The organism is Lysobacter sp. A289, assembly GCF_054072675.1.
Map to the genome: position 1 here is coordinate 2,114,421 of NZ_JBSVRN010000001.1, position 24,950 is coordinate 2,139,370.

Annotated in this window: 29 protein-coding genes; 9 read left to right on the forward strand and 20 right to left on the reverse strand. The window is 65.4% G+C overall.

Translation table 11 applies throughout. From position 1 onward, the window contains the following. Positions 1-54 precede the first annotated feature (54 nt). The 7 genes from ACW5DN_RS09810 to ACW5DN_RS09840 all read right to left on the reverse strand — a co-directional run bounded on the left by ACW5DN_RS09810 (position 55) and on the right by ACW5DN_RS09840 (position 6,300). Positions 55-1,449, reverse strand: coding sequence for an ATP-binding protein (locus ACW5DN_RS09810; protein WP_456962491.1), 1,395 nt, complete (start codon positions 1,447-1,449; stop codon positions 55-57). Between the two features lie 28 nt (positions 1,450-1,477). Then, positions 1,478-2,161 carry a response regulator transcription factor gene (locus ACW5DN_RS09815; RefSeq protein ID WP_456962492.1) on the reverse strand — a complete coding sequence of 228 codons (684 nt, stop codon included), beginning with the start codon at positions 2,159-2,161 and terminating at the stop codon, positions 1,478-1,480. 90 nt (positions 2,162-2,251) lie between these two features. Then, a complete protein-coding gene (locus ACW5DN_RS09820; RefSeq protein ID WP_456962493.1) occupies positions 2,252-2,626 on the reverse strand; it encodes a PepSY domain-containing protein in 375 nt (124 codons plus the stop codon). 137 nt (positions 2,627-2,763) lie between these two features. Further along, a complete protein-coding gene (locus ACW5DN_RS09825) occupies positions 2,764-3,690 on the reverse strand; it encodes an arginine deiminase-related protein (protein WP_456962494.1) in 927 nt (308 codons plus the stop codon). 36 nt (positions 3,691-3,726) lie between these two features. Then, positions 3,727-4,797 (reverse strand): tRNA dihydrouridine(20/20a) synthase DusA, encoded by a 1,071-nt coding sequence (gene dusA, locus ACW5DN_RS09830; protein WP_456962495.1) that lies wholly within the window; start codon positions 4,795-4,797, stop codon positions 3,727-3,729. A 155-nt stretch (positions 4,798-4,952) separates the two neighbouring features. Further along, entirely contained in the window at positions 4,953-5,264 is a 312-nt protein-coding gene (locus ACW5DN_RS09835; RefSeq protein WP_456962496.1) for a high-potential iron-sulfur protein, read from the reverse strand. A gap of 31 nt (positions 5,265-5,295) precedes the next feature. Next, complete coding sequence (locus ACW5DN_RS09840) at positions 5,296-6,300, reverse strand: YncE family protein (protein WP_456962497.1); 1,005 nt, start codon at positions 6,298-6,300, stop codon at positions 5,296-5,298. A 190-nt stretch (positions 6,301-6,490) separates the two neighbouring features. On the opposite strand from ACW5DN_RS09840, the gene ACW5DN_RS09845 reads away from it, so the two are divergent. Both ACW5DN_RS09845 and ACW5DN_RS09850 read left to right on the forward strand, forming a co-directional pair. Next, positions 6,491-7,009, forward strand: coding sequence for an RNA polymerase sigma factor (locus tag ACW5DN_RS09845; protein WP_456962498.1), 519 nt, complete (start codon positions 6,491-6,493; stop codon positions 7,007-7,009). A gap of 5 nt (positions 7,010-7,014) precedes the next feature. Continuing rightward, a complete protein-coding gene (locus ACW5DN_RS09850) occupies positions 7,015-7,812 on the forward strand; it encodes an anti-sigma factor family protein (RefSeq protein ID WP_456962499.1) in 798 nt (265 codons plus the stop codon). Positions 7,813-7,826: 14 nt separating this feature from the next. On the opposite strand, the gene ACW5DN_RS09855 is transcribed toward ACW5DN_RS09850, so the two are convergent. Beyond that, positions 7,827-8,729: a LysR family transcriptional regulator gene (locus ACW5DN_RS09855; RefSeq protein WP_456962500.1), complete on the reverse strand. Its 903-nt coding sequence runs from the start codon at positions 8,727-8,729 to the stop codon at positions 7,827-7,829. A gap of 126 nt (positions 8,730-8,855) precedes the next feature. Here ACW5DN_RS09855 and ACW5DN_RS09860 point away from each other — a divergent pair, with 126 nt between their 5' ends. Further along, complete coding sequence (locus ACW5DN_RS09860) at positions 8,856-9,620, forward strand: SDR family NAD(P)-dependent oxidoreductase (RefSeq protein WP_456962501.1); 765 nt, start codon at positions 8,856-8,858, stop codon at positions 9,618-9,620. Positions 9,621-9,623: 3 nt separating this feature from the next. Here the strand turns inward: ACW5DN_RS09860 and arsS are convergent, their stop codons facing one another. From arsS to ACW5DN_RS09885, 5 genes are all read right to left on the reverse strand, one after another. Beyond that, positions 9,624-10,598: an arsenosugar biosynthesis radical SAM (seleno)protein ArsS gene (gene arsS, locus ACW5DN_RS09865; protein WP_456962502.1), complete on the reverse strand. Its 975-nt coding sequence runs from the start codon at positions 10,596-10,598 to the stop codon at positions 9,624-9,626. After that, complete coding sequence (locus tag ACW5DN_RS09870; RefSeq protein WP_456962503.1) at positions 10,591-11,469, reverse strand: sterol desaturase family protein; 879 nt, start codon at positions 11,467-11,469, stop codon at positions 10,591-10,593. The genes arsS and ACW5DN_RS09870 overlap by 8 nt, the downstream gene beginning before the upstream one ends. A gap of 85 nt (positions 11,470-11,554) precedes the next feature. Continuing rightward, positions 11,555-12,241: a TIGR04282 family arsenosugar biosynthesis glycosyltransferase gene (locus ACW5DN_RS09875; RefSeq protein WP_456962504.1), complete on the reverse strand. Its 687-nt coding sequence runs from the start codon at positions 12,239-12,241 to the stop codon at positions 11,555-11,557. Next, complete coding sequence (locus tag ACW5DN_RS09880) at positions 12,238-13,017, reverse strand: glycosyltransferase (RefSeq protein ID WP_456962505.1); 780 nt, start codon at positions 13,015-13,017, stop codon at positions 12,238-12,240. Before ACW5DN_RS09880 ends, ACW5DN_RS09875 begins: the two co-directional genes overlap by 4 nt. Before the next feature lie 3 nt (positions 13,018-13,020). Continuing rightward, on the reverse strand, positions 13,021-15,174 hold the full coding sequence (locus tag ACW5DN_RS09885) for an FAD-dependent oxidoreductase (protein ID WP_456962506.1): 2,154 nt from the start codon (positions 15,172-15,174) through the stop codon (positions 13,021-13,023). A gap of 231 nt (positions 15,175-15,405) precedes the next feature. Here ACW5DN_RS09885 and msrB point away from each other — a divergent pair, with 231 nt between their 5' ends. From msrB to ACW5DN_RS09900, 3 genes are all read left to right on the forward strand, one after another. Continuing rightward, complete coding sequence (gene msrB / locus ACW5DN_RS09890; protein ID WP_456962507.1) at positions 15,406-15,930, forward strand: peptide-methionine (R)-S-oxide reductase MsrB; 525 nt, start codon at positions 15,406-15,408, stop codon at positions 15,928-15,930. A gap of 83 nt (positions 15,931-16,013) precedes the next feature. Beyond that, complete coding sequence (gene msrA / locus ACW5DN_RS09895; RefSeq protein WP_456962508.1) at positions 16,014-16,661, forward strand: peptide-methionine (S)-S-oxide reductase MsrA; 648 nt, start codon at positions 16,014-16,016, stop codon at positions 16,659-16,661. 88 nt (positions 16,662-16,749) lie between these two features. Further along, positions 16,750-17,472: a DUF1499 domain-containing protein gene (locus ACW5DN_RS09900; RefSeq protein WP_456962509.1), complete on the forward strand. Its 723-nt coding sequence runs from the start codon at positions 16,750-16,752 to the stop codon at positions 17,470-17,472. Here the strand turns inward: ACW5DN_RS09900 and ACW5DN_RS09905 are convergent. From ACW5DN_RS09905 to ACW5DN_RS09930, 6 genes are all read right to left on the reverse strand, one after another. Further along, positions 17,469-18,146 (reverse strand): hypothetical protein, encoded by a 678-nt coding sequence (locus tag ACW5DN_RS09905; protein WP_456962510.1) that lies wholly within the window; start codon positions 18,144-18,146, stop codon positions 17,469-17,471. The genes ACW5DN_RS09900 and ACW5DN_RS09905 overlap by 4 nt on opposite strands. 29 nt (positions 18,147-18,175) lie before the next feature. Next, positions 18,176-18,625: a hypothetical protein gene (locus ACW5DN_RS09910; protein ID WP_456962511.1), complete on the reverse strand. Its 450-nt coding sequence runs from the start codon at positions 18,623-18,625 to the stop codon at positions 18,176-18,178. Between the two features lie 52 nt (positions 18,626-18,677). After that, on the reverse strand, positions 18,678-19,115 hold the full coding sequence (locus tag ACW5DN_RS09915; RefSeq protein ID WP_456962512.1) for a hypothetical protein: 438 nt from the start codon (positions 19,113-19,115) through the stop codon (positions 18,678-18,680). Between the two features lie 100 nt (positions 19,116-19,215). Further along, on the reverse strand, positions 19,216-19,956 hold the full coding sequence (locus ACW5DN_RS09920; protein ID WP_456962513.1) for an HAD family hydrolase: 741 nt from the start codon (positions 19,954-19,956) through the stop codon (positions 19,216-19,218). Positions 19,957-20,034: 78 nt separating this feature from the next. After that, positions 20,035-20,394, reverse strand: coding sequence for an EF-hand domain-containing protein (locus tag ACW5DN_RS09925; RefSeq protein ID WP_456962514.1), 360 nt, complete (start codon positions 20,392-20,394; stop codon positions 20,035-20,037). A 273-nt stretch (positions 20,395-20,667) separates the two neighbouring features. Then, complete coding sequence (locus ACW5DN_RS09930; RefSeq protein WP_456962515.1) at positions 20,668-20,850, reverse strand: CPXCG motif-containing cysteine-rich protein; 183 nt, start codon at positions 20,848-20,850, stop codon at positions 20,668-20,670. A 140-nt stretch (positions 20,851-20,990) separates the two neighbouring features. Between ACW5DN_RS09930 and ACW5DN_RS09935 the strand changes: the two genes are divergently transcribed. Next, complete coding sequence (locus ACW5DN_RS09935) at positions 20,991-21,488, forward strand: hypothetical protein (protein ID WP_456962516.1); 498 nt, start codon at positions 20,991-20,993, stop codon at positions 21,486-21,488. Positions 21,489-21,513: 25 nt separating this feature from the next. Beyond that, on the forward strand, positions 21,514-22,698 hold the full coding sequence (locus ACW5DN_RS09940; RefSeq protein WP_456962517.1) for a PQQ-dependent sugar dehydrogenase: 1,185 nt from the start codon (positions 21,514-21,516) through the stop codon (positions 22,696-22,698). On the opposite strand, the gene ACW5DN_RS09945 is transcribed toward ACW5DN_RS09940, so the two are convergent. After that, positions 22,695-23,468, reverse strand: coding sequence for an N-acetylmuramoyl-L-alanine amidase (locus ACW5DN_RS09945; RefSeq protein WP_456962518.1), 774 nt, complete (start codon positions 23,466-23,468; stop codon positions 22,695-22,697). The two genes, ACW5DN_RS09940 and ACW5DN_RS09945, sit on opposite strands and share 4 nt — an antisense overlap. 151 nt (positions 23,469-23,619) lie before the next feature. Here ACW5DN_RS09945 and ACW5DN_RS09950 point away from each other — a divergent pair, with 151 nt between their 5' ends. Further along, positions 23,620-24,915 (forward strand): APC family permease, encoded by a 1,296-nt coding sequence (locus ACW5DN_RS09950; protein WP_456963031.1) that lies wholly within the window; start codon positions 23,620-23,622, stop codon positions 24,913-24,915. Positions 24,916-24,950: the final 35 nt, after the last annotated feature.

A 24,950-nucleotide genomic window follows, 5' to 3' on the forward strand; every position in this document is an offset into this window, starting at 1 on the left:
CGCACCCGTTCACGGCATGCCGACTTACCGCAAGCCTGCTTACCGCATGCTTGCCTACAAGCGGGGAGGCAGCTGGATCTCGAAACAGGCGCCGCCGAGTTCTGCGGATTCAGCCACGTCCAGGGTCCCGCGATAGGCACGCACGATGTCCTGCACGATGGCCAGGCCAATGCCGTGGCCTTGCACCCGCTCGTCACCGCGCACGCCGCGCTGCAAAACCAGCGCAACCTGCTCCGGCGCAATCCCCGGCCCATCGTCTTCCACCGCAATCACCAACCCGGGGCGGCGATTGGGCGCATCCCCACCGGCCTTGACGGTCAACAACACACGTGAACCGGCCCATTTGAATGCGTTCTCCAACAGGTTGCCCAGCAACTCCATCAGGTCGCCAGGCTCGCCGTTGAACTGGACTCCCTCGGCGATGTCGAACTCGCACAACACGTTTTTGTGCGCGTAGACCTTTTCCAGGCTGCGCACCAGTTGCTCGGCGTACGGCTCGATGTCCAACGGCGCCGAAAACAGCGCATGGCCACCGGATGCGGCGCGAGCAAGCTGATAGGAGACCAGGTCGTTCATCCGTTGCAGTTGAGTGAGTACGTCCTCGCGCAGCTCGGTCTCCGGCGCGTCGTCTTCCAGCCGCGCACGCAGCACCGCCAGCGGTGTCTTGAGGCTGTGGGCGAGATCGGCCAGGGTATTTCGCTGCTGATCGAGGTTCTCGCGCTCACTTTCGATAAAGGCGTTGATGCTCTCGGCCAGCGGCTCCAGCTCGCGCGGGTGGCGCTCACTCATGCGCGACATGGCGCCGCGCTGGACCCGTTTGAGTTCCTCGATCACCCGTCGCAGCGGATGCAGGCTCCAACGCAGGACCAGCCCTTGCAGCAATAGCAAGACCAGGCCGGCCCCACCGAGGTACCGCCACAAGGCTTCGCGGAACACCTCCACCTGGCGGCTCAACGCGGTGGTGTCTTCCAGGATATAGATCGTGTACGGAAACTCGGCGCGAGGATCGTCGCCACCGGCGTAGATCAGGCCACGACCATAGCGATACGCCTGTCCCGGCTGTCCATTGATCTCGGTGATCTGCAGCGGCCCTTCGAAGGTCTCTCGGCGCGCATCCAGCAGTTCCCCGTCGGGCAGTATCGGACCGACCGAGGATGACGAGTCCCATCGCCCATTGGGCAACACCACTTCCGCGTACAGGCCACTGCCCGGACGCTCGAAACGCGGATCCGGTGGCATGTAAGGCGGGATGAAGGTGCCATCGCGGGCAAAGTCGCTGTCGGCATAAGCCAGCGCATAACTGCGCATGCGTTGGTACAGGTTGCTTTCCGCCGTCTCCAGGAACGCGCGATCAAGCGCGACACCCGCCAGGGCAAGGAATGCCACCAGGCCCAGGCTGGCGGCCAACAGTTGGCGTGCCTGCAGCGAACGCGGCTGGGTCCGGCTCATCTTGCGCGGGCGACCGCCGGTGCGCGGGTTATTCGCCGCTGCGCGGGATGGCGAAGCGGTAGCCGCGACCGCGCACGGTCTCGATCGGTTTCAGGCTGCCTTCGGGATCAAGCTTCTTGCGCAGCCGCCCGATGAAGACTTCCAGCACATTGGAGTCGCGGTCGAAGTCCTGCTGGTAGATGTGCTCGGTCAGGTCAGCCTTGGAGACCAGCTCACCGGCATGCATCATCAAGTATTCCAGCACTTTGTACTCATAGCTGGTGAGGTCGACATTGACCTCATCCACGCTCACCGTCTGCGCGGCAAGATCCAGGCTTACCGGGCCACACTCCAGGGTCGGCTTGCTCCAGCCCGCGGCACGACGCACCAGCGCGTTGATGCGCGCCAGCAACTCTTCCACATGGAACGGCTTGACCAGGTAGTCGTCAGCGCCCTGCTTCAGCCCCTCGACCTTGTCCTGCCAGCTCGATCGAGCGGTAAGGATCAATACCGGGAACTTCTTGCCCTCGTCGCGCAGCGCCTTGATCAGCTCCATGCCCGACATCCTGGGCAGGCCCAGGTCGATGATGCCCAGGTCGAACGGCACCTCGCGGCCCATGTACAGGCCCTCCTCTCCGTCCTGCGCGGCATCCACCGCATAGCCTTCGCGCTTGAGGCGCGCGGCCAAGGTCTCGCGCAACGGCGCTTCATCTTCTACCAGCAGGATTCGCATGGTTACTCCTTGGATGCTGTCGGCTGCCCTGAACAGGGGAGCGTTACGAGGCAGGATGGCTGTTCAGTTGTTGTCGTGGCGTGTACGGCGTCAATCGTCCTGCGCGGCGTGTTTGCGCGGATCATCAACATACACGCGGACGCGCCCGCTGGAGTCGACGATCTTGATGCGATTGATGTCACGCCCATCGTACGGCACCCGCTCGGCGCTGATCACCTCGCCGTCGGTCCGTCGCTCAACCCGACGCACGGCCTCGGACAATGCGCGCTGGTCTGCGCGGCGTTCGTTGTCGTGATTGCGACGGTTGATAACGCGCTGGACCGGATCAATCTGGACCCGCCGTATGTCACTGCGATCCGACTCGCGCGCCTTGTCGCGGGTACGCTGCGCCAACGCATCACCGCCCGCCATCGCCGTGGCAATGAAGGCGATCAACGAGGCGAAGATGACGACGCGGCGGGACATGACGCTCCGGGGCCGCGCAATAGGCGCAGCCAGCTGGATGAGGACCTTGCATTCTCGTGACGAGGCTGTGAATCCGGTCTGAACTTTTTCTTCACATCCCCGTCCCGTTCAGCCTCACCGGGCATTGCGGCCCATCGTCAATAAATCTCGCCCACGCAGCAGCGCAGCGACCCGCCGCCGGCCTCGATCGCATCCAGCTCGACCGTCCTCACCTGGAACCCGGCGGAGGTCAAGGTGTCGCGGCTGCCCGCCGTCAGCGAACGACCGGCTTCGGCGCTCATCCAGACCGCATCAGGCGACAGTGAAATCGCATTGCCGGCAAAGGCGGCGTGCTCGGCCGGCGACAGTTCGATCGCGTGGGGTGCATACAACGCGGCGATCGCCTCGACCACGGCCGGATCGGCAAACCCCTTGGGACAGATCAGCGCGGCGCGACCGGCCAGTACCGCCAGCACCACGTTGGTGTGGTACTCGCCTCCGGCCAGGTCGAACAGCAGCGTCGCGCGCAAGCCCAACGCCTCGTGCATCAACCGCGCGCCCTGCTCGTCGCAACGCTCCGACAAACCGGCAAAACCAAGGCCGCGCGCGCGGTCGATCACCAGCGCGCCGGTCAGCTCGCACGGGTGCGGCTGGGACGACAGGTCGATCTCGGCATAGCCCAGCACGTCGCCGAAGAACCCGCGGATGTCGGCACGGGTCGCCTCGCGCTGGCGCACCGGATGGCGCATGCGGCCGATCACGTAACGCGGCGTGCCACCTTCGGGCCGCGAGGTCGCGAACACGTTGTTGGGAAACAGCGCGTCCGGCGTATCCGGATCACCGGCGAAGCAGATGGTCGGGATGACGTCGGCGAACGCGCGCTGCAAGTCCCGGTGCTGCGCCGAGGCGCGGGCGGCGTCGAATCCATCGGCCTGGGCCATGTAGCGGTTGTCGGCGGCGGACTGCTCGGCCAGCCGGAACCCGTCGGGCGCAACCATGAAGGCGGCGCGCGCGGTGGCGGGGCCGAAGTCGGCGTCGACGCGGCGGGCGAAATCGAGAAAGGCAGCGGTGTCACGGGTCAGCATGTGCGGTCCTTGCAGGTTCAGGCGATAGAGGAAGGGTCAGGGGCAGGCCGTGACGGCATCGGACTGGAACGACTCGGTAACCGTCAGTGCGCGCTCGACCAGCCCCCAGTCCGCGCCGGGCTTGTGCGCGCCCTCGCTGAGCACCTGACGGAATGCCCGACCACCGCGCTGGCCGGCAAACAGGCCAAGCAGGTGGCGGGTAATGTGCTTGAGATACACACCGCGTTCAAGTTGCCCCTCGACGTAGGGTTGGAACTGGCGCAACAGCTCGGCGCGCGGGCGCACCTCACCGCCAAACCAGGCGGCATCGAGCCGGTGCAGCAGGTAGGGATCGTGATACGCAGCGCGGCCGAGCATCGCGCCGTCGACGTGGTCCAGGTGCGCGCCCGCCTCGGTCGCCTCGTTGATGCCGCCGTTGACGATCACCTGCAGGTCGGGCCGCTCGCGCTTGATCCGGTACGCCCAGTCGTAACGCAGCGGCGGCACCTCGCGGTTCTCCTTTGGCGACAGGCCCTTGAGCCAGGCATTGCGTGCGTGGACCACGAACATCTGGCAACCCGCCGCAGCAACCTCGTCGATGAAGGCCCGGAAGCGGTCGTAGTCGTGGTCGTCATCGACTCCGAGCCGGCACTTCACCGTCACCGGCACGTCGCACGCGCCAACCATCGCCTTCACCGAAGCGGCGACCAAGGCCGGCTCGCGCATCAGGCAGGCGCCGAAGCGCCCGGCCTGGACGCGGTCGGAGGGACAGCCGCAATTGAGGTTGACCTCATCGAAGCCAATATCGGCTCCGATCCGCGCCGCTTGGGCCAGCAACGCTGGCTCACTGCCGCCGAGTTGCAGCGCGACCGGATGCTCGACCGGATCCAGCGCCAGCAACCGTGCACGGCCCTCCTCGGTCTTGCTGCCGTGGATCACCGCGTTGGCGTGGACCATCTCGGTGTACAGCCGCGCATGCGGCGCGAGCAGGCGATGGAACACCCGGCAATGGGTGTCGGTCCAGTCCATCATCGGGGCGACCGAAAGACGCAAGGAGGCCTCATAACGCGAATTTTCGCGCCTGGCCAATGAGTTACCCGAATGCTCGGGGTGCCCAGTTGCGGTCATGTCCGGTCAATTTCGGCGATTTTCGGGTCACAAAGTGTAACGCGTGGTGCAACGCCAAAGCCGTTGTTACGTGCCGGGCATGGGCTCGATCCCCACCCGATGCTGGAAGAACGGGACGCAGGTTGCACGGCCCTTCTTCGCTTCCGTTGTTCACCTCAACCATTCCCCGCATATGCCAGGCACCAGGCTTGAGGGCTGATGTCGCCGGCAACGATGATGCAGGTTCCATCGGCGCTGGGGTTCTTGCCCGGTACGAAGTTGGCGCAATTCACGCACGCGGATGTTCCTTTTGGATGATCCTGGTATTGCAGTGCCGATTTGCTCGCCTTGCCGGCGTCGGCGGCCGTTTCGGCGCGCGCCGACGCGGGCCAGGCCAACAGCGGCAGGCTGGCGGCCGCGCCGGCGGCCACGGCCAGTTTCCGGAGCAGGATGCGGCGGGAGATGTCGGGAATGAACGTGTCTGTCATGGGGTGATCCTCTGGAGAAAATCGGGCGGACTCAGTCGTTGCCGACCACGGTGATCCAGAACGGCAACTCGCCATGGGTGGGCACCTGCTTCACGACTTCCAGGGTCTTGGTGTCGATCACCGCGACTTTGTCGGTGCCGGTGACGCCGACGTAGACCCAACGCCCGTCATGGCTGGCACGAACACCATGCGGCCCCTGGCCGACATCGATACGCTTGACCACCTTGAGCGTGGCCGGATCGATCACGTCCACCTGATGGTCGGCAATCGCGCCAGTGACCACGTAACGACCGCCGGGAATCACATCGATACCGCCGTGACTCAGGCCAACCGGGATCACCGCCAGCACCTTCTGGGACGTGATGTCGACTGCGGCGACTTTGCCGACAAGATCGCGCACCCACAGGGTTTTTCCATCGGCGGAAAGATCAAGGTTGTGCGGTCCCTTGATGCCCGGCACCGGAATCTCGTCGATCTTTGTCAGCGTCTGCATATCCACCACGGCCACGCCGGTACCACCTTGCAAGGTGACGTAGGCGAGCTTGCCGTCCGCGGTAAAGCGCGCGTTATGCGGAACCTTGCCAACGTCGATCGACTTGACCAGCTTCTGGGTCTTCATGTCGATGGCCGCGACCGTGCCGTCGCCGGCGCTGACGGCCAGTCCCCAGCGGCCATCGGGGCTGATTGCCACGCCCTGGGGCGTCGGGCCAATTTCAAAGGTCGCCAGCTTCTTACCGCTGTGCGCGTCCACCAGATAGGCCTCCGGCAGATCCTTGCTGCTGACCAGCATGCGGGTGCCATCAGCGCTGATGGTGTTGTAATGGGCGCCGGTCAGCGCACCCCAGGTGTCTCCCGCCGGCATGCTTTCCACCGCGTTGCTGGTTTGCAATGTCACGTAGACCGATGCGGGAAACACGTCCTGCGGTTCGGCGGCATTGGCGCTGGCAACGCCAAAGGCGAGGGCAAGGGCCGCGGCGAAGCTCGCCAGCATCAGATGCGGATGCCGTGCGGTCGGAAAGCTGCTGTTGGAGGTCATGTTGATTCCTGTGGGCGGGTGAAGGCAATCGGAGGGTTTGTTCGTCAAGGGAGACGCACGCCCCGGAGGTTTATTCCCTGACGTGCGCCCACCGACAGGGCTGCCCCTGTGGAAAACAGGACGCAGGGAATAATCGATGGCCAGCGGCGTCTACCCTGTATAGGTCACACCGCAGGAGGTCGATCCGGTCATGCTCGATCACGACATCGACGACCAGCTGCGCGAGCTGTTGCCACGGTTGCAACGGTTTGCGCGATGGCTGACCCGCGATGCCAGCAGCGCCGACGACCTGGTCCAGTCCACGCTGGAACGGGCAATATCGCGCTGGGGCAGCCGGCGTGATAACACCGCGCTGCGCCCGTGGCTATTTGCTATCGCGTATCGCCAATTCCTGGACAGCAAGCGGCGTGCGAGCCGCTACGCCAGCATGCTGGAACTTTTTCGTGGCGGCGCGGCGGTCGAGCAGCCGTCAGTGGAACGCGAAGTGATTGCACAATCGGTGGTGCAGGCGCTGGAGCGCTTGTCCGATGAGCAGCGGCAGTTGTTGCTTTGGGTGTCAGTGGAAGGGCTCAGCTATCGCGAAGTGGCCGGCCTGCTCGATATCCCCATCGGCACCGTGATGTCCCGGTTGTCGCGTGCACGCGCAGCATTGCGTCGGCTTGGCGATGGTGATGTATCGAAGACTCCTTCGTTGCGGTTACTCAAATGAATGACATGACCAAAAACAGCCCATCGCTCGACGAAGCCGAGATCCACGCCTATATCGATGGCCATCTGGACGAAGCCGGTTGCGCACGTGTGGAAGCGTGGCTGGATCGCCACCCGACCCGCGCCGAGGAAATACGCGGATGGCAGCGTGACGCGCAGCAACTGCGCGCCCGGCTGGGCAGCTTGCCGCCGTCGCCGGGTCAGCCAAATCTCGATCCGTCTGCGATCCGCGCACGGCGTCGGCATCGCACGCGCGCGCGTCTGGCGTTGGCGGCCTCGCTGGTGCTGACGCTTGGCATGGGTGGCATCGGCGGTTGGCAGGCGCGCAGCCGGACAGCGCCCAGCGCGGAAGCACCGCTGGCCGCCACAGCAACGGCCGCAGCGCCGATGGCCGACGCACTGCAGGCCTACCGCATGTTTGCGGTAGATCGGCGGATGCAACTTGATATCACGCAACGTCATGCGGGCGAGCTGCAGACATGGCTGGACCAGCGCTTCCAGAATGCCGCCCGGCTGCCAAACCTGGCTGGCGCCGGTTTTCATCCCGTCGGTGGCCGCCTGACTGCCACCGACAGCGGCCCGGCGGCGATGGTGCTGTATGAAGACCAGCGGGGCAACGCCATCAGCTTCTATATCCGTCCGCCATCACCGCACGCCGGCGCACTACTGCGCGGACAACGGCGCGAAGGACAACTGGCCACGGCGTACTGGTCGGACGATGGCTACAACTACGCGCTGGTCAGTCGTGCCGATACCTCCGATGTAAGAGCAATGCGCGATGCGCTGCTGCCCACACCCATTTGACGGCCCGCCGCCTGCTACCTGAGCGAAGGTGCCAGGCGCGCGGCCAGCCAGTCCATGAACACGCGCACGCGACGCGGCAGGTGGCGTCGGTGTGCGTATAACAGGGTCATCGGCATGGGTGCTGCCCGATAACCGGTCAGCACTTCCTTCAACTGCCCCGCCTCGACCAAGCGGCTCACGCCCGCCGTCGGCCCCTGGATCAGACCGAGCCCGGCCACGCACGCGGCCTGGTAGCTGTCGGTGTTGTTGACGGTGAGCGCGCCTGCCATCGGTCGTACGTGCACACCGTCGCCGTCGAGATATTCGAAACCGTCCGCCGGTCCGCCGAAGCTCTGCGCGTAATGAATCATGCGGTGCGCATCCAGGTCGTCGGGACTAAGCGGCTCGCCATGGCGCCGGAGATAGTCGGCACTGGCAAAGGTGCCAATTTCCAGCACACCGAGCGGTCGCGCAATCAGGTTGCCGACATCCTCCAACTCGCCCACGCGAAGCACGCAGTCGAACCCTTCGCGAACGAGGTCGACGCGCCGATCGGCGCAACTCAGCTCGAGCTCGATGCCTGGGTGCGAAGCGAGAAATTCCGGCAAGTGCGGCAACACGAACAGGTGCGCCGTGGCGGCCGGCATGTCCACCCGCAAACGGCCGCGCAGGTCACGCTCGTCATCGCGGAACATCGATTGCAACTCATCAATGTCATCAAGCATGTCCCGGCAGCGCTCCAGGAAGGCCAGGCCGTCCTGGGTGGGTTCGACGCGACGCGTGGTCCGGTGCAACAGGCGCGTGCCAAGCAGCGCTTCCAGTTGCTGCACCGCGACGGAGGCACTGGCCTTGGGCAACCCCAGATCTGTGGCGGCGCGTGTGAAGCTGGCGCGCTCGGCAACGCGGACGAAGACCTTCATGGCATCAATGTCATGCATGCGCTTTGTTGCTTATCTATGAACAATTAAATCAATTTTAAGGTGTTTATGATTTGGACGCAGGCCAATAGTGTGGCTGTTCGGCGCGGGACTCGCGCCGTCCCCCAGACGCCAAGGATCCCTGTCATGACAACCCACTCCCCCATCGCCCTGATCACCGGCGGAAACCGCGGCCTTGGCCGCAACGCTGCACTTGCGCTCGCCCGCCAGGGCGTCGATGTCATCCTCACCTACCGTAGCCATGCCGACGAGGGGCACGCCGTCGTCACGGAGATCGAGGCGCTCGGCCGCCGCGCCACGGCCCTGCGGTTGGACGTGACGGCCACCGGGCAGTTCCCGGCCTTCGCCGACACCGTGCGCGAGACACTGGCGACGCACTGGCAACGCGAACACTTCAACTTCCTGATCAACAACGCCGGGTTAGGCGTGAACACGCCGTTTGCCGACACAACGCCCGCACAGTTCGACCAGATGATGGCCATGCACCTCAAGGGACCGTTCTTCCTGACCCAGACACTGCTGCCATTGCTGGCCGATGGTGGCCGCATCCTCAACGTCTCGTCGGGGCTGACCCGCTTCGCGCTACCCGGCTACGCGGTGTACGCCATGATGAAGGGTGGTATCGAAGTGCTCACCCGTTACCAGGCGAAGGAACTGGGCGCGCGCGGCATCACCGTGAACACGCTGGCGCCCGGCGCCATCGAGACCGATTTCGGCGGCGGCGCGGTGCGCGACAACGCCGATCTCAACGCACTGATCGCCGCCAATACGGCATTGGGGCGGGCCGGGTTGCCCGACGATATCGGCGGCGTGGTGGCGACGCTGCTCGCCTCGGGCAGCGGCTGGATCAACGCGCAACGCATCGAGGCCTCCGGCGGGATGTTCCTCTAGGGATCAGTCCAACGCGCCACCGCAGCTGGAACCCTGGCCGGCGGTGCAGCCGTAACAATGCTCCGCGGTGGCGATCCTGCGCGTCAGCGGGCCATTGATCAGGTCACGCAGGTGTGGCCGCGACGCGCCTACAGTGGCCGGGCCGGTGGCGCCCAGCGGCAGGTGCAGCATCTGGTTGAAGTCGCAGTCGTACAGGTACCCCTGGTAGTCGACGCTGAGCAGTGAGCGGCACATCACGCCGTCCAGGTTGTCGTCGCGGTGCGCGCTCTTGAGGGTCGCCATGTAGGTCGCGAAATGACCCTTCGACAGCAGCCACGAGCCGTAGCGCTGGATTGGCATGTTGGCCAACGCGAACAACTGGTTGAACACGATACCGAAATTCTCGCCCAGCAAGCGCTTGTAGTCGGCCTGCAACTGTTGCTGGCCCGGTGGCAGGAACGCGCCGTTGGGGTTGTAGACCAGGTTGAGCACCAGGCCGCTGCCGTCACGGCCGTAGCCAAGCGCGTTGAGTGTTTGCAGCGCGCGGATCGAGGCCTCGAACACACCCTGCCCGCGTTGTTCGTCGACGTTGGCCTGACTGTGACAGGGCAGCGAGGCGATGGCTTCGACACGATGCTGCGCGAGGAATTCGCCGACCCATTCGTAGCCAGGCTCTTCCATGATGGTGGGATTGAGCCGGTCCATCACATGCAGGCCGGCATCACGCGCCTGGGTCACCAGCCAGCGGAAATCCGGGTTCATCTCGGGCGAGCCGCCGGTGACATCGAGGGTGCCGACGCGGTGCCGCTTTGCGACCTCCAGCGCGAGCACCATGGTGTCGCGGTCCATCAACTCGGTGCGACGCGGGCCGGCGGCGACGTGGCAGTGGATGCAGCTGAGGTTGCACAGGTAGCCGAGGTTGAGCTGCAGCGTGTCCAGCCGCTCGCGCTGGATTCGTGGAAAGTCGCTGTCCTGCAGTAGCGGCCAGGTGTCATGCATGTGGGGAGTCCTTGGGTGACGTGGGACGGGCCGACACCACGGGGGCGGCCGCATCCGGCGGGCGTGGCGCACGCCGGAACGGCTGCAGCAACAGCGCGCCCAGCCCCAGTTCGGCTGGATCGCGCCACTGCAACAGGCCGATCGGCATGCTGCGTTCGGGTTCCGCGGCACGCACGCGATAGCTGCCGAACAGGCGATCCCACAGCGACAGGTTGAAGCCGTAGTTGCTGTCGGTTTCCTCACGACGCACGGAATGGTGGATGCGGTGCATCGACGGAGTCACGATCACCACACGCAAGCTGCGGTCCAGCCGTGGCGGGAAGGCAAAGTCGGCATGGGTGAACAGGCTGGCCGCCGACAGCAACACCTCGAAGATCACCACGGCGGCTGGGTGCACCCCAAGCGCGACGACCAGCCCGAGCTTGACCGCCATCGACAAGCCAATCTCCAGCGGATGGAAGCGCACTCCGGTGGTGACATCGAACGCGACATCACTGTGATGCACGCGATGCAGCGGCCACAGCAGCGGGATCACGTGCAGCAGCCGGTGCTGCCAGTAGATCGCGGCATCCAGCAGCAACACCGCCAACGATATCTCCAGCCACGGCGCCCAATCCAGCAGGCCGAACAAACCGCCGCCGCGAGCATGTACCCGGGTTGCCAGGACCACCGCGAGCAACGGAAACGCCAGGCGCACCAACGCCGTGTCGAGCACCACCAATCCCAGGTTGGACCACTGACGCGGCGCCGGCGCGGCATCACCGCGCGCCGGCCACACCCGCTCGGCCACCGCCAGCGTCAACAGCACCAGCACGAATCCGCCCAGTCGCAGTGCCGCTTCGTGGCCGACGATGGCATCCAGATAACTCACGGGAATATCGAAAGACCTCGTTTTGATCCGTCATTTCCGAAAAGGCGCGGACGCCAATGCAAGACGCGATGGCTCCATGAGCCTGTCATGAGGTTGAACCCACGATGGAGCCCTGCGGTTCGCGCATCCAGTGCGCGAGGTCGCGTTGCTCCAGCGTTGAAGCGGGCAAGGCCTCCAAGGCGCGCAGCACGGCCACCAGGTCACTGGCGTGGTCGGCGTCGGTCAACGTTGCCAGTGTGCGCCAGTCGCCGCAGTCGCGCATCGAGTGCTGCAACGCCTGTGCGGTGTCAGAGGTGCTGTAGCGGACTGCGGTCCACGTTGGCAACGGCGGCACGGTATTGGCGCCGAACAACCAGAAGCCACCGTCATCGGCCGGACCGAGCAGCAGCCGCGGCGACGGTGTCGACAGCCAGTCGGCCGCCCCGGCGATCGCCTCCACCGTGAGCTGCGGTGTATCGGCGCCAAGCAGCAGGCCGAAGCCGTGGCGTTCGACCAGTTGCGCGTGCACGTGGCCCATGCGTTCGCCCAGGCCACCCTCGCCCTGCGCGATGGTGGGCAGTCCGGGCCAGGCGTGCAGCGCGTCGCTTTCGGCGACGGCCCAATAGGCCGTCACCCCAAAGCGCGCCTGCGCGGCACGCGCTACCGATGCAACCGCAGCGGCTGCACGGCGATACCAGTCAATGGCGTAGGCCTCGCCGCACTCGGCCGCAAGCCGGGTCTTGATGCCGGAACGCCCGGGCGTCTTGACGAAGATCGCCAGCGCGCCGCTCATCGACCCGACTCACTTTGCGAGAAGCGCCGGGCCTGTCGCCAGGTCTCGCGCAGGTGCCACCACGTGGTCGACCACCAACCCTGCTCGGCATACTTGCGTGCACTGGTGAACAACCAGGCGCCAATCGGCCGCAGTCGCACGTTGGCTCGGCGCAAACGCCAGACCAGGTCATGGTCTTCGCCGCGGTCCAGCACCGGGTCGAAACCACCGAGGCGTTCAAACACGGCGCGCGGCAGGACCAGGCCCTGGTCACCAAATGGCAAACCCAGCCAGCGACTGCGAAGCCAGGTGCCGAGCGTATTCAGGCGCATCCATACCGGCCCGTCATCGAGGAAGCGCAGGTCGAAATATCCCGCCTCGGCGGTATCGGATGCACCGGCCAGATCGATAAACCGCGCCAGCGCCGGCAACGTGCCGGCGGCCAACACACAATCGGCGTGCAGGAACCACAACCACTCACCGTCTGCATCGCGCGCACCCGCATTCTGTTGCGTGGCGCGCCCGGGTGGCGCAGCGATGACCTGCCAGCGCGGCGACGGTCGAACCGTCTCGCCGATAGCCAGCTGACCTGCTTCCCCGGCTCCCTGGCCCGCCACGGTTGCCACAACCGCAGGCGCCACCGGGAACGCGTCCGCGACCGCTCCGGTCTGCGCATGAACCACCCGGACCTGTGACGGCAACGCCGCCAGTTGCGTGCGCAATCGCGCCGACATCGCATCGCCCGGCCCCACCGGCACCACCACCGTCAGCTTCGCCAGCACCGCCGTGGCATCCATCGCTCAGCCCCGACGCCAGGCGAAGAATCGCTCGGTCCAGCGCAACACCGCCTGCGGCGCATGCGCGCGCTTCCAGTTGCCGGCGACGTACTTGTTGGCCTCGGCCATGGTCGGGTAGATATGGATGGTGCCGAGCAGCTTGTTGAGGCCGATACCGTGCTTCATCGCCAGCACGAACTCGGCCAGCAGCTCGCCCGCATGGGCACCGACAATCGTCGCGCCCAGGATCTTGTCCTTGCCCGGCGCGGTCAGCACCTTGACGAAGCCGTGGTCGACGCCGTCGGCAATCGCACGGTCGAGGTCATCAATGCCGTAGCGGGTGACTTCGACCTCGATCTGCTCTCGGCTTGCCTCGTCCTCCGACAGGCCAACGCGCGCGACCTCCGGCTCGGTGAACGTCGCCCACGGGATCACCCGGTAATCGACGTCGAACGACCACAACGGCGCGATCAATGCATTGACGGCCGCGTACCAGGCTTGGTGCGATGCGACGTGGGTGAACTGGAACGGACCGGTCACGTCGCCGCAGACATGGATGTTGGGGAAGTTGGTCCGCAGCAATGCGTCGGCTTCGATCGTGCGGCGCGCGGTCAGCTGCACCCCGAGCTCCTCCAGCCCGTAACCTTCGACATTGGCGGTGCGGCCCAGCGCCAGCAGCAGGGTGTCGAATTCGAACCTGACCTCGGCGCCCTCGTGCTCACACACCAGGCAGCCGCCGCTGCCATTTGCTTCCACCCGCAAGGCCTTGTGTGCGGTGGCGACGTGCACGCCGTCGGCGCGCAACTGGTCGGTCACCAATACCGCCGCATCGGCATCCTCGCGCGGCAGCAGTCGCGACGCCATCTCCACCTGGGTCACCTGGCTGCCGAAGCGTGCGAACACCTGGGTCAGCTCACACCCCACCGGGCCACCGCCGAGCACCAGCAATTTCCCGGGCAAGCTGCGCAGGCTCCACACGGTATCGCTGGTCAGGTAGTCGACCGTATCCAAGCCCGGCAGCGTCGGCACCAGCGGCCGCGCACCGGTGGCGACGATCAGGCTGCGGGCACTGAGCCGGCGACCGTCCACCTCGACTTCCCAAGGCGAGACGATCTTCGCCTCACCGCGGATCACCTCGACGCCCAGGCCGGTGTAGCGCTCGACCGAATCATGCGGCTCGATCTTCGCGATCACCGCCTGCACGCGCTCCATCGCCTCGGCGAAATCAAAGTCCACCTGCATTGCGCGCACGCCGTAACGCTGGCTGTCACGCGCTTGCGCCAACAGTCGCGCGGTGCACAGCAAGGTCTTCGAGGGCACGCAACCGGTGTTGAGGCAGTCGCCGCCCATCTTGTGTTTCTCGATCAACGCGACTTTTGCCTTGACCGTCGAACCGATATACGCCGACACCAGCCCGGCCGAGCCGGCGCCGATCACCAGCAGGTTGTAGTCGAAGCGCGCCGGCCGCTTGAAACCGCGATACACCCGTCGTGCGGCCAACCACCGGGTCAGCCATCGCGCCAGCAACGGCAGCAGGCCCAGCAGCACGAAGGCACCGATCAAGCCCGGTGACAGCACGTCGCCCAACGAGCGTATTTCCGCCAACTGGGTGCCCGCGTAGACATACACGATGGTGCCGGCCAGCATGCCGAGCTGGCTGACCCAGTAGAAGGTGTGCAGCTTGAGCGCGGTCAGCCCGGCCAGCAGGTTGACCACAAAGAACGGAAACACCGGAACCAGCCGCAGCGTGAACAGGTAGAACCCGCCATCGCGCTCAACCCCGGCGTCGATCTTCTTCAGGCGCTCGCCGTACCGACGGCGCAGGCTGTCGCGCAACGCGAAGCGTGCCACCAGGAACGCCAGCGACGCGCCGATGGTGCTGGCAAACGACACCAACAGCGTGCCTTCCAGCAATCCGAACAGCGCACCGGCGGCTACCGTCAGCACCGCCGCGCCCGGGATCGATGCCGCGGCGACCGCGACATAGACCAGGAAGAACAGTCCCGCCGCAAGCCACGGGTTGGTCGCCACCCACGCCAGCAGGTCGGCCTGCCGCGCTTTCAGGTTTTCCAGCGACAACGCGTCGCCTGCGCCCGCCTGCCAGGCCCACGCCACCGCGACAACCAGTGCCAGCAGCAAGATCCAGCGCCAAGCGGCAATGGCGGGTTTTGGATTCATGGATGGCTCCGGGGGCGGGGGGAAACAACAGCTCCCTACAACGTAGCCCAATTGCCACGGCAGTCGTCACCGGCGTGCCGGGTCACTGTCGAAAATGTGCGCCTGGTTGATCCGCAGGCTGGATTTCCCCCCGGGATGGAATTATCCGCCGCGCCAGACGTCCAACCTAATAGTCGACACCAATTCGTACGTGCCTTACGTGCCCGACCGCCCCGCGCCTGGAGACCGTCCATGAACCGTCGCACCGTCCTGCAAGGCTTGGCCGCGATGGCAGCAATGCCACTGCTGCCGGCCTGTTCACGCGCCGCCCCGCCCGCACTTCCACCCGGCACAGCGGTCGTGTCGGCCCTGGGTCATGCCGACACCTTCTGGCGCGACAAGGTCAGTCCGGCGGCCTTTGATGTTTTGTTCAAGGAAAATACCGAACGTGCCTTCAGCAGTCCGTTGGACACCGAGAAGCGCCTGGGCACCTTCCTCTGCGCCGCGTGCTATCTGCCGCTGTTCAACAGTGAAGACAAATTCGACAGCGGCACCGGCTGGCCGAGCTTCACCCGACCCATCGCCGGCCAGATGGGGACCAAGCGCGACTTCATACTGTTGATCCCGCGCACCGAATACCACTGTGCCCGCTGCGGCGGCCATCAGGGCCACATCTTCAACGATGGCCCGCCGCCACTGGGCAAGCGCTGGTGCAACAACGGGCTGGCATTACGCTTTGTGCCGCAAGGCCAGCAACTTCCAGCACTGCGGGGGTGACGGCCATGACCAGCTATCCGGGCTCACAAACCCAACGGGATCCCCGCTGTGGCCGGCAGCCGCGCAAGCAGCGGAAACATCCCTTGCGCCGGGCCATGTTGGTCGCGCTGTTGCCGCTGCTGACCGCGCTGGCAGCTTGCGCGCAATCGGGCAGTGGTGAGCGCAGTGTCGGTGACACCCAACAGGCCGCCGCGCCTTCGACAGACATCGCCGTCGCGGTGTTCGCCGGCGGCTGCTTCTGGTGCATGGAGCCGCCGTACGACGAATTGCCCGGGGTGCTATCGACGACCTCCGGCTATATCGGCGGCACCGTCGCCAACCCGACCTACGAGCAGGTCTCCGCGGGCACCACCGGCCACGCCGAGGCGGTGCAGGTGAAGTACGACCCGCGCCAGGTCAGCTACGAGAAGTTGCTGGAGGTGTTCTGGCACAACATCGATCCGGTCGCGGTCGACCGCCAGTTCTGCGACATCGGCGACCAATACCGCAGTGCGATTTTCACCATCGGCGAGGACCAGCAACGCCTCGCCGAGGCCAGCAAGCGCACGTGGCAGGCCTCCGGTCGCTTCGAGCGTCCGATCGCGACCCAGGTCGTCGTCGCGACCGCGTTCTACCCGGCCGAGACCTATCACCAGGACTACTACGAGAAGAACCCGATCCGTTACAGGTACTACCGATTCAGTTGCGGCCGCGACGGGCGCCTTGAGGAGCTTTGGGGGTCTGGCAGCTAGCCCGGCATCAAGGCGGTGCGGGGATCGCTTCGCATCCCGACGCGGGCTGGTTCACACTGCGTCCGACCGCCACTCGATGGAAGCCGCCATGAAAGCACCCCGGTACCCCCTCGCACTGAGCGTTATCGCCGTCTTGCTGCTGGCCGTGGCCGGGCCGGGCACCCGGCTGGGACTTTGGGCATTCCCCACCGGTTTCAAACTGATGAGCTGGGCTGCCTATGCCGGTTTGGCCGCAGCGGCGATCGCGCTGGTGATGTTGCTGATCCCGCGCATCCGGCGCACCGGCACCGGCGCGCTGGTGGCCGCGTTGCTGATGGGTGTCGCGGTTGCATTCGTGCCCTGGAACGGGATGCGACAGGCCAGGACCGTGCCGCCGATCCACGACATCAGTACCGACACCGAGCGTCCGCCCACTTTCGTCGCAATCCTGCCGCTGCGAGCTGACGCAACCAACCCTTCCGCTTACGCCGGATCGGAGGTGGCGCAAGCACAAGCCACCGCCTACCCCGACCTGGACACACGCCACCTCGGGGTTCCGCCGGCCGACGCATTCCAGCGCGCGCTGTCCACCGCGCGCAGCATGGACTGGGAGATCGTCGCCGCCGACCCGGCCAGTGGCCGCATCGAGGCCACCGCGACCACGTTGTGGTTCGGCTTCAAGGACGATGTGGTGATCCGGGTCGAACCGGAAGTCACCGGCAGCGGCAGCGGCAGCCAGGTCGACGTGCGCTCGGTATCACGGGTCGGCAAGAGTGATGCGGGCACCAACGCGAAACGCATCCGCGCCTACCTGGAACTGCTGGGAAACTAGTTGCCCCGGCCCTTGTCGTTGCCGTTGTTTCCCTGACTTTTCTTGCCGCCGTTGTTGCCCTTTCCGTTGTTGCCCTTGTTGCCCTTGTTGCTGCTATTTCCCTTGTTGCTCTTGTTGCTCTTGTTGCCCTTGCTCTTGCCCCGATCATCATCGGCATGCAGACGGGCAGCACGGGCGCGCTCGGGGTAGTCGCGATACAGGTCTTCGTCGATCCGGATCGGCCGGCCCCAACGGTCATAGCTCGATACGAAGCCGCGCTTGAGCCGATGGAACTCGGCCGAACCTGGCTTGATTCCCATCCGCTTGGCAACGTTGCCCCAGCCTTGGGCGTGGTCGCGCTCCCACTCATCGACCACGTAACGGCATGGGCGGCCGATGATCTGGGCGATCGCACACGCGTAGTAGATATCACCCGGGGCCCAGTTGCGCTCGGTGAGCAAGCTGCTCACCAAGCTACGCGGGGCACCGTGGTAACGAACCATTTCATCGACGAACGGCTGCTGATAGCGAGAACCATAACGGTTGACGTCGTCCAGCCGGCTGTCGACCCAGACATCACCGCTGCGCGGGTTCCAGCCGAAGCTGAAGTCCTGCGCCGCAACCTGTCCGGCCCCGAACAACGCGGCCACTGCGGCGGCGACGGCAAGCATCCTGGATGTTGATTTGTTCTTCATAGTTCTACTCCCTTCAGGGGGACTCACGGTCAACGCGAGATGACAAACTTCCCGAACGCGACACCGAGATCCCAGCCGGTGCCCTTGCCCGCCAACGCCAGCGAAACCTCGCCCTTGGTCATCACCTGCGCCTTGGCCGACTTGCCCGCGCCTGCGTGCGCCTCGGCGGTGACGTAGGTGCCGAGGACGTCCTCGATCTGCGACACCCCGGAGAACTCGCCACGACCATCGACGATATTGGTCTTGCCAACCGTGACGCCGCCACCCTTGGTACGGATCTTCACCGACATGCGCTGGCCATTGCTGCAACTGACCGTACCGGTGCCGGAGCCGGTCTTGTAGAACAGCGACCAGCCCGACATGTCGAAGCGCATTTCGCAATCAACCGATCCGGCGGCGCTGGCCGGCAACGCAGTGATGGCAAGCAGGCCGGCAGCCACCACGGGGAACACGATCCTGATGAGGCTGGGAGTCTTCATTACATACTCGTTTGGATGTTTGCGGGAACGGATCAGCCTACCTTGCCGGCGCTCAATCGTCGTCTCGGTCGCGATACGACCGGCTGTAATAGCGGCGCGAGTCGCGATCATTCCGCGCACGATAGCGGCTGCGATCCCGGTCGTAGCGCGGGTCGTAGTACGTCGCCTTGACCTTGCACTTGCCGTGCTTGTTGCACTTCACGTCGCGGGCGTTGTTGCGCGGGCTGGAGCGGTAACTGTTGCGGTAATAACGAGGGTTGCCACGGTTGTCGCGCACCACGATGAGGCGGTTGTTGGCGCCGCGTCGGTTGTTGCGATAGTCGTCCTGATAGTACGCATGACCGTTGTTGAAGATCACATCGGCCGCGTTGACCAGCACCCGGACCAGGTCGTCGCCACCGTTTGCGTGGGCGGGCACAGGAGCCAACGCCGACAGGCCGATACCGGCCGCCAGTGCAACCGGAGTGAGCCACCGGAATAGATTGGACATGGAGTTCTCCTTTATTGGCCGGCCGTTCCAGCCATGACCCGACGATGCCCGGACACGCCTGAACACGCATCCAATGGCGACTTTGCCCGGCCAGTCCCGCTCAGCAAGCGTTCGGCATTGTCGTCAATGCTGCCAGCTCGGCGACCGCACCGGGCAAGTCGGCAGCGGCGTCAACCCGACGCATGCGCGAGGGCACGCTTGAGCTATCGGGAAGCACCGCATTCTCATGCGCCCAGGTGGTGTGGTACGGCACGTGGATGCCCCACCCACCCAGTGCCAGCACCGGCGCGATGTCGGAGCGCAACGAGTTGCCGATCATCAGGAAGCGGCTTGCGGGCAGCTCGAATTCAGTCAGCAGTCGTTTATAGGTGGTCGGGTCTTTCTCGCTCACGATCTCGATCCGGCGGAACAGGTCGGCCATGCCGGATTGACGCACCTTGGCCTCCTGGTGAAACAGGTCACCCTTGGTGATCAGCACGATCGCGTAGTCGCGGGCAATGACCTCGACCGCGTCGCGGATGTCCGGAAGCAGCTCGACCGGATGTTGCAGCAGCGCTTTGCCCAGCCCGACGATGCGCTGCAGGTCGGTGGCGCTGATGCGCGCCTGGGTCAGCTCGACGGCGGCTTCCAGCATCGACAGCACCATGCCTTTCACGCCATAGCCGAACACCGCGATGTTGCCGCTCTCCACCTCGTACAGGCGCTGGCGCAACTGGCCTTCGTCCAGATCGACCCATGCCGCGATGATCTGCTCGAACTCCTCCTGCGCCTGGTCGAAATAATCCTGACTGCGCCACAGGGTGTCGTCGGCGTCGAAGGCGACCATCTCGATTCTTTCCATCGCCCCAGTATGGCGGAAAGCCGAAGGGCGACCCAGTGGGCCGCCCTTCGGTACGCATCGGCGTTGAACCCGCCGCTGTTATTGACCCGAGTCGGTGGCTGCCGCGTCGCCGGCCGCTTCAGCACCGGCACCGGCACCGCCCTGCATCTTGGCAACGTAGGCCTTGTACTCATCGGCAGTGAGCAAGCCATCGGCGTCGACATCCGCCTCGGCGAATACCGCGTCCAGCGCCGGCACCGAGGCCGCCTCGGCCTGGCTCAGCGCACCGTCGCCATTGGTGTCGACGTCATTCCAGCTTTTCTTCTCTGATGGTGCCGCCTGCTGCGTCGGTGTCGCCGCTGCGCCCTCCACGGGGTCGGCAGTGGTGGCGTCCTGCGCAAAGGCAAGCGGTGCGGCCAGCGCGGCCACCAAGGCGAGGCTGATGGTCGAAATCTTCATTGGTACTTCTCCTGGACAAAGATGGGAATGGCGCTGCAGGACGGGGGATTCCTGCCGCACGACTCGCACCTTGCGCACGGCGCCATGAACCGTCGCCATGGGTCAATCGTTACGGCAACGTTGGTTTAACCATCGGCCCCGAATTTGGCGCTAGGACACCGCTGCAGATGCGCCGCGCAGCCGGAAAACCGTGATGCCCGACATCGCTTCGGAGGCCTCCACCCTTTTGATATTGCTGAACCCAACACAACCTTCACGCGGCCGCCGAAACGCTCATTCGTTCTCCGCCGCCGTCCCCACCTGCAGTTCGCCGTCCACGATGTCGACCGCGACCCGGATCGGCCGACAGCACACCTGGCAGTCCTCGATATAACGCTGTTCCTCGATCGAGTCATCAATCAGCAATTGGATCGACTCGCCGCAATACGGGCAGTGGACGGTGGCGGTGGGCAACATGGGAGCTCCTGTGCGTGATGGGCGATCGGCGGCCCTCTTGGACAATGCCACGGAAGCCGGAACACCACGCCAACGCGGTGTTCACCACTGGATAACCGCACCGGGGCGATGCTGGATCGCAATAGTGGAGGAAGCGACTCATGAAGCACCGACACGTATTCAGTACACCAGACATGCCGGCTGCGATCGCGGCCATCGACGCTGCCCTGGCCGCCGGGGTACCCGATAGCCACATCCTGTTGGTGGCGCGCTCGGACATCGAGATGGACGTGATTCCGCAGGAGCGCAAGGAAGCCGACACCGACATGATGCCTGCCGCAATGCGCGGCGCCGGTTATGGCGCTGGCGCCGGCCTGTTGGCGGGTCTGGTTGCGGTCGCCATCCCGGCATTGGGTGTGACCATGATCGGTGCCGCCGCCGCAACGGTTGCCGGCGCTGCGGTGGGCAGCTGGTCGTCCGCACTGGTCGGCTCGTCGATGCCCGATCCGGTGCGGCAGAAGTTCCACGACGAGATCGAGGCCGGCAATATCCTGGTGCTGGTCGATGGCGACAAGGAACTGCTGGCCGCCGCGCACCCTCGCATTGTCGCCGCCGGCGCGGTAGCGTTACCGTTCGAGGCCACCTCCGCCCTGTCCTGAGAGTCGACCCATGCGCATGCGTTTGATGGCAACCCTGTCCGTGGCACTGCTTTCCGCGTGCCATCCCGCCGATGGCATCAGCACACCGACCGAGCCGCAGGGTGTCGACACGATGACGACGGCCGACGGCGACGCGCTTGCCGTCACCGCCATCGCGCACTTCAACGCCCCCTGGGCCATGACCTTCCTGCCCGACGGAAACCGGTTGCTGGTCACCGAGAAAGGCGGCGCGCTGAAGCTGGTGCAACTGGACAGCGGCGAGGTCGGCCAGATCAGCGGCGTACCCGACGTGGTTGACGAGGGCCAGGGCGGGCTGGGCGACGTGATTCTCGGTCCCGACTTCCCCGACAGCCAACAGGTCTATCTGAGTTATGCCGAGGCCGGCAAGGGCGATACCAGTGGCGCCGCGGTGGCGCGTGCGAAGCTGGTGCTCGACCAGCAAGGTGGCGGCAAGCTGACCGGGCTGGAAGTGATCTGGCGCCAGGTGCCCAAGGTGCAGGGTCACGGTCATTACGGCCATCGGCTTGCGTTCGGCCCCGACGGCTATCTGTGGATCAGCTCGGGCGAGCGTCAGAAATTCGATCCGGCGCAGAACCTGCAATCCAATCTCGGCAAGATCGTCCGTCTCAACGCCGACGGCAGCGTCCCGAAAGACAACCCGTTCGCCGATCAGGGCGAGGTTGCAGCTCAGGTCTGGTCACTGGGCCACCGCAACCCGCTCGGCATCGCCTTTGATGCGGAAGGCCAGTTGTGGAACATCGAGATGGGCCCGAGCGGCGGCGACGAGCTCAACCAGGTCGTGCGCGGTGGCAACTACGGCTACCCGGTCGTCTCCAATGGCGATCACTACGACGGCCGGCCGATCCCCGACCACGACACCCAGCCCGAATACAACGCACCGGAGACCAGTTGGACTCCGGTCATCTCACCGGCAAGCCTGGTCATCTACTCCGGCGACGCGTTTCCGCAGTGGCAAGGCGACGCGTTCATCGCCGGTCTTTCGGCCGAGGCGCTGATCCGGGTTGAGCTGGCGCAGGGCGAGGTGCGCGAGGCGGAGCGGTTCGACATGGACACACGCATCCGCGAAGTCGAGCAAGGTCCGGCGGGCAACCTGTGGTTGCTGGAGGATGGCAAGGACGGCCGACTGTTGCGCCTGAGTCCCGTCGTGGCCACTACGGAAACGGCGACGTCGGAGGTCCCGACGCCTTAGTCCGGCAGGCCGGCTGGGGTGGGCCGCACCGGCGCGTCCATCAGTTGCAACTGCAGGTCGTACAGGATTTCGGCATCGCCCGGCAGCCACTCGGTGCCGTCGTTGGCGCGGAAGTGGCGGTGAAAGGCAGCCAGTGCGGCCGACCGATCCCGCAGGTCGTAACCCACCAGGCGCAACGCGGCCCAAGGATCAAATCCGGGGGGTGGCGCGGCAAGCCGGTCCCGGGGCCACAAGCCAAACCCTGATTCCGCCAGGCGCTGCCAGGGGAAGAGCCGGCTGGGATCGTCCTTTTTGGTGGGCGCGACGTCGCCGTGACCCACCACCAAGTGGCGCTGGATCCCCAGCCGCGTGGTGAGATCTTCCAGCAACACCAGCAATGCATCGATCTGCGGCGCGCTGAAAGGCTCATGGCCGTTGTTGTCCAGCTCGATGCCGATCGAATAGGAGTTGAGGTCGCTGATCCCGGACCAGCGGCTGCCGCCCGCGTGCCAGGCCCGTTGATCCTCGGCGACCAGTTGGTAGATCCGCCCGTCGTCGCCAATCACATAGTGCGAACTCACCGGACCACCGGAATTGGCCGTCTGCAACGTCGTTATCGCGCCCCGGGCGCTGTCCATCGCCGTGTGATGCAGCACGATCACCCGGGCCCGGCGTGGCTCGTGGTTCGGCGAGCCCTCCCATTGCGCGAGCGGGTTGTGGCTGGGCACACTGGCACAAGCGCCCAGAAACCCAAGCAGCGCTGCGGCAATGACGATCCGACAAGTCTTCATGAATACCTGCATGGAACTACGGTAAGCCAAACCGGCCGCCACGACGAGTGACGCACTGCATGGACGCTCGCCGCGTGTTCATGCACTCTGGGCAACGCCAACCGATGTGGAGAGCGTTTTGCAAAACACGCCATCAAACCGCTCCACCGCCGTGCCTCCCGCTCCGGGTGAGCAACCCGCATTGCTGCGCGCCGTAGGCCGCTGGCAGCTGTTCGGGCTGTCGGTCAACGACGTCATCGGCAGCGGCATCTACCTGCTGCCCGCCTCGGCGGCGCTGCTGCTGGGGCCGGCCAGTCTCTGGGCGATCCTGCTGGCCGGACTGGCGGTGACCCTGCTGGTGCTTTGCTACGCGCAGGCCTCCAGCTACTTCGACCAGCCCGGTGGCGGCTATTTGTACGCACGCGAGGCGTTCGGGCCGTTCATCGGTTTCGAGATCGGCTGGATGCTGGTGCTGACCCGCATTGCCAGCGCCGCCGCACTCAGCAATGGCCTGGCCGAGGCGGTCACCCACTTCTGGCCCGCCGCGGCGGGTGGTTCGATGCGGATCGGGATCGTGGTCGGCTCGCTGGTGTTCCTGGTTATCGTCAACGTGGTGGGCGTGCGCACTGCGGCGCGCACCGGGGTGTTTCTGGCAATTGCCAAGTTGCTGCCGCTGCTGATGTTCGTGGCGATCGGGGCGTTCTACGTCGACACCTCGCTGGCCTCGCCACTGGCTGGCCCGATACCGATGGCCGACCTGGGGCAGGCAGCGTTGCTGCTGCTGTTTGCCTACGCCGGCTTCGAGAACCTGCCTGCGGCCGCTGGTGAATACCGCAATCCGCGGCGTGACGTGCCGTTTGCCTTGCTGGCGATGATCGCCACCGTCACCCTGGTGTATGTCGCTGTGCAATGGGTCGCCCTGGGCACCCTGCCCGGACTGGCCGAATCCACCGCTCCGTTGGCCGATGCGGCCGCGCGCTTCGGCGGTGAGCGCCTGGCCTGGTTGCTGACCATCGGCGCGGCCATCTCCATCCTGGGCACCAACAGCAACACGATCATGTTTGGTCCGCGCTACCTGCTGGCGCTGGCGGATGACGGCTACGGTCCGAAGGCACTGGGCAGGATCCACCCGCGGTTCCGCACACCGGCCAACGCGGTGGTGGCGATCGGTGCTGCATCGCTGGTGCTGGCACTGACCGGGACGTTCGTGGAGTTGGCACTGCTGTCAGTGGTGGCCCGGCTGGTCACCTACATCGGCACTGCGCTATCGGTGATCGTGTTGCGCCGCCGCCACGGCAACGAGCCGCAGGCCATGCAATTGCCGGGCGGCCCGTTGATCCCGTTGGCAGCGACGGCACTGTCGGTGGCGTTGCTGGCCAGTGCCGAGCTGGACAACCTGATCGCGGGTGCCATCGCGATACTGATCGGCGCGGTGATCTATCGCTTCCGTCGCAATCCGACGCCATAGAGCAAGGGCACCGATCCTCCGGCTGCAGGCGGCTT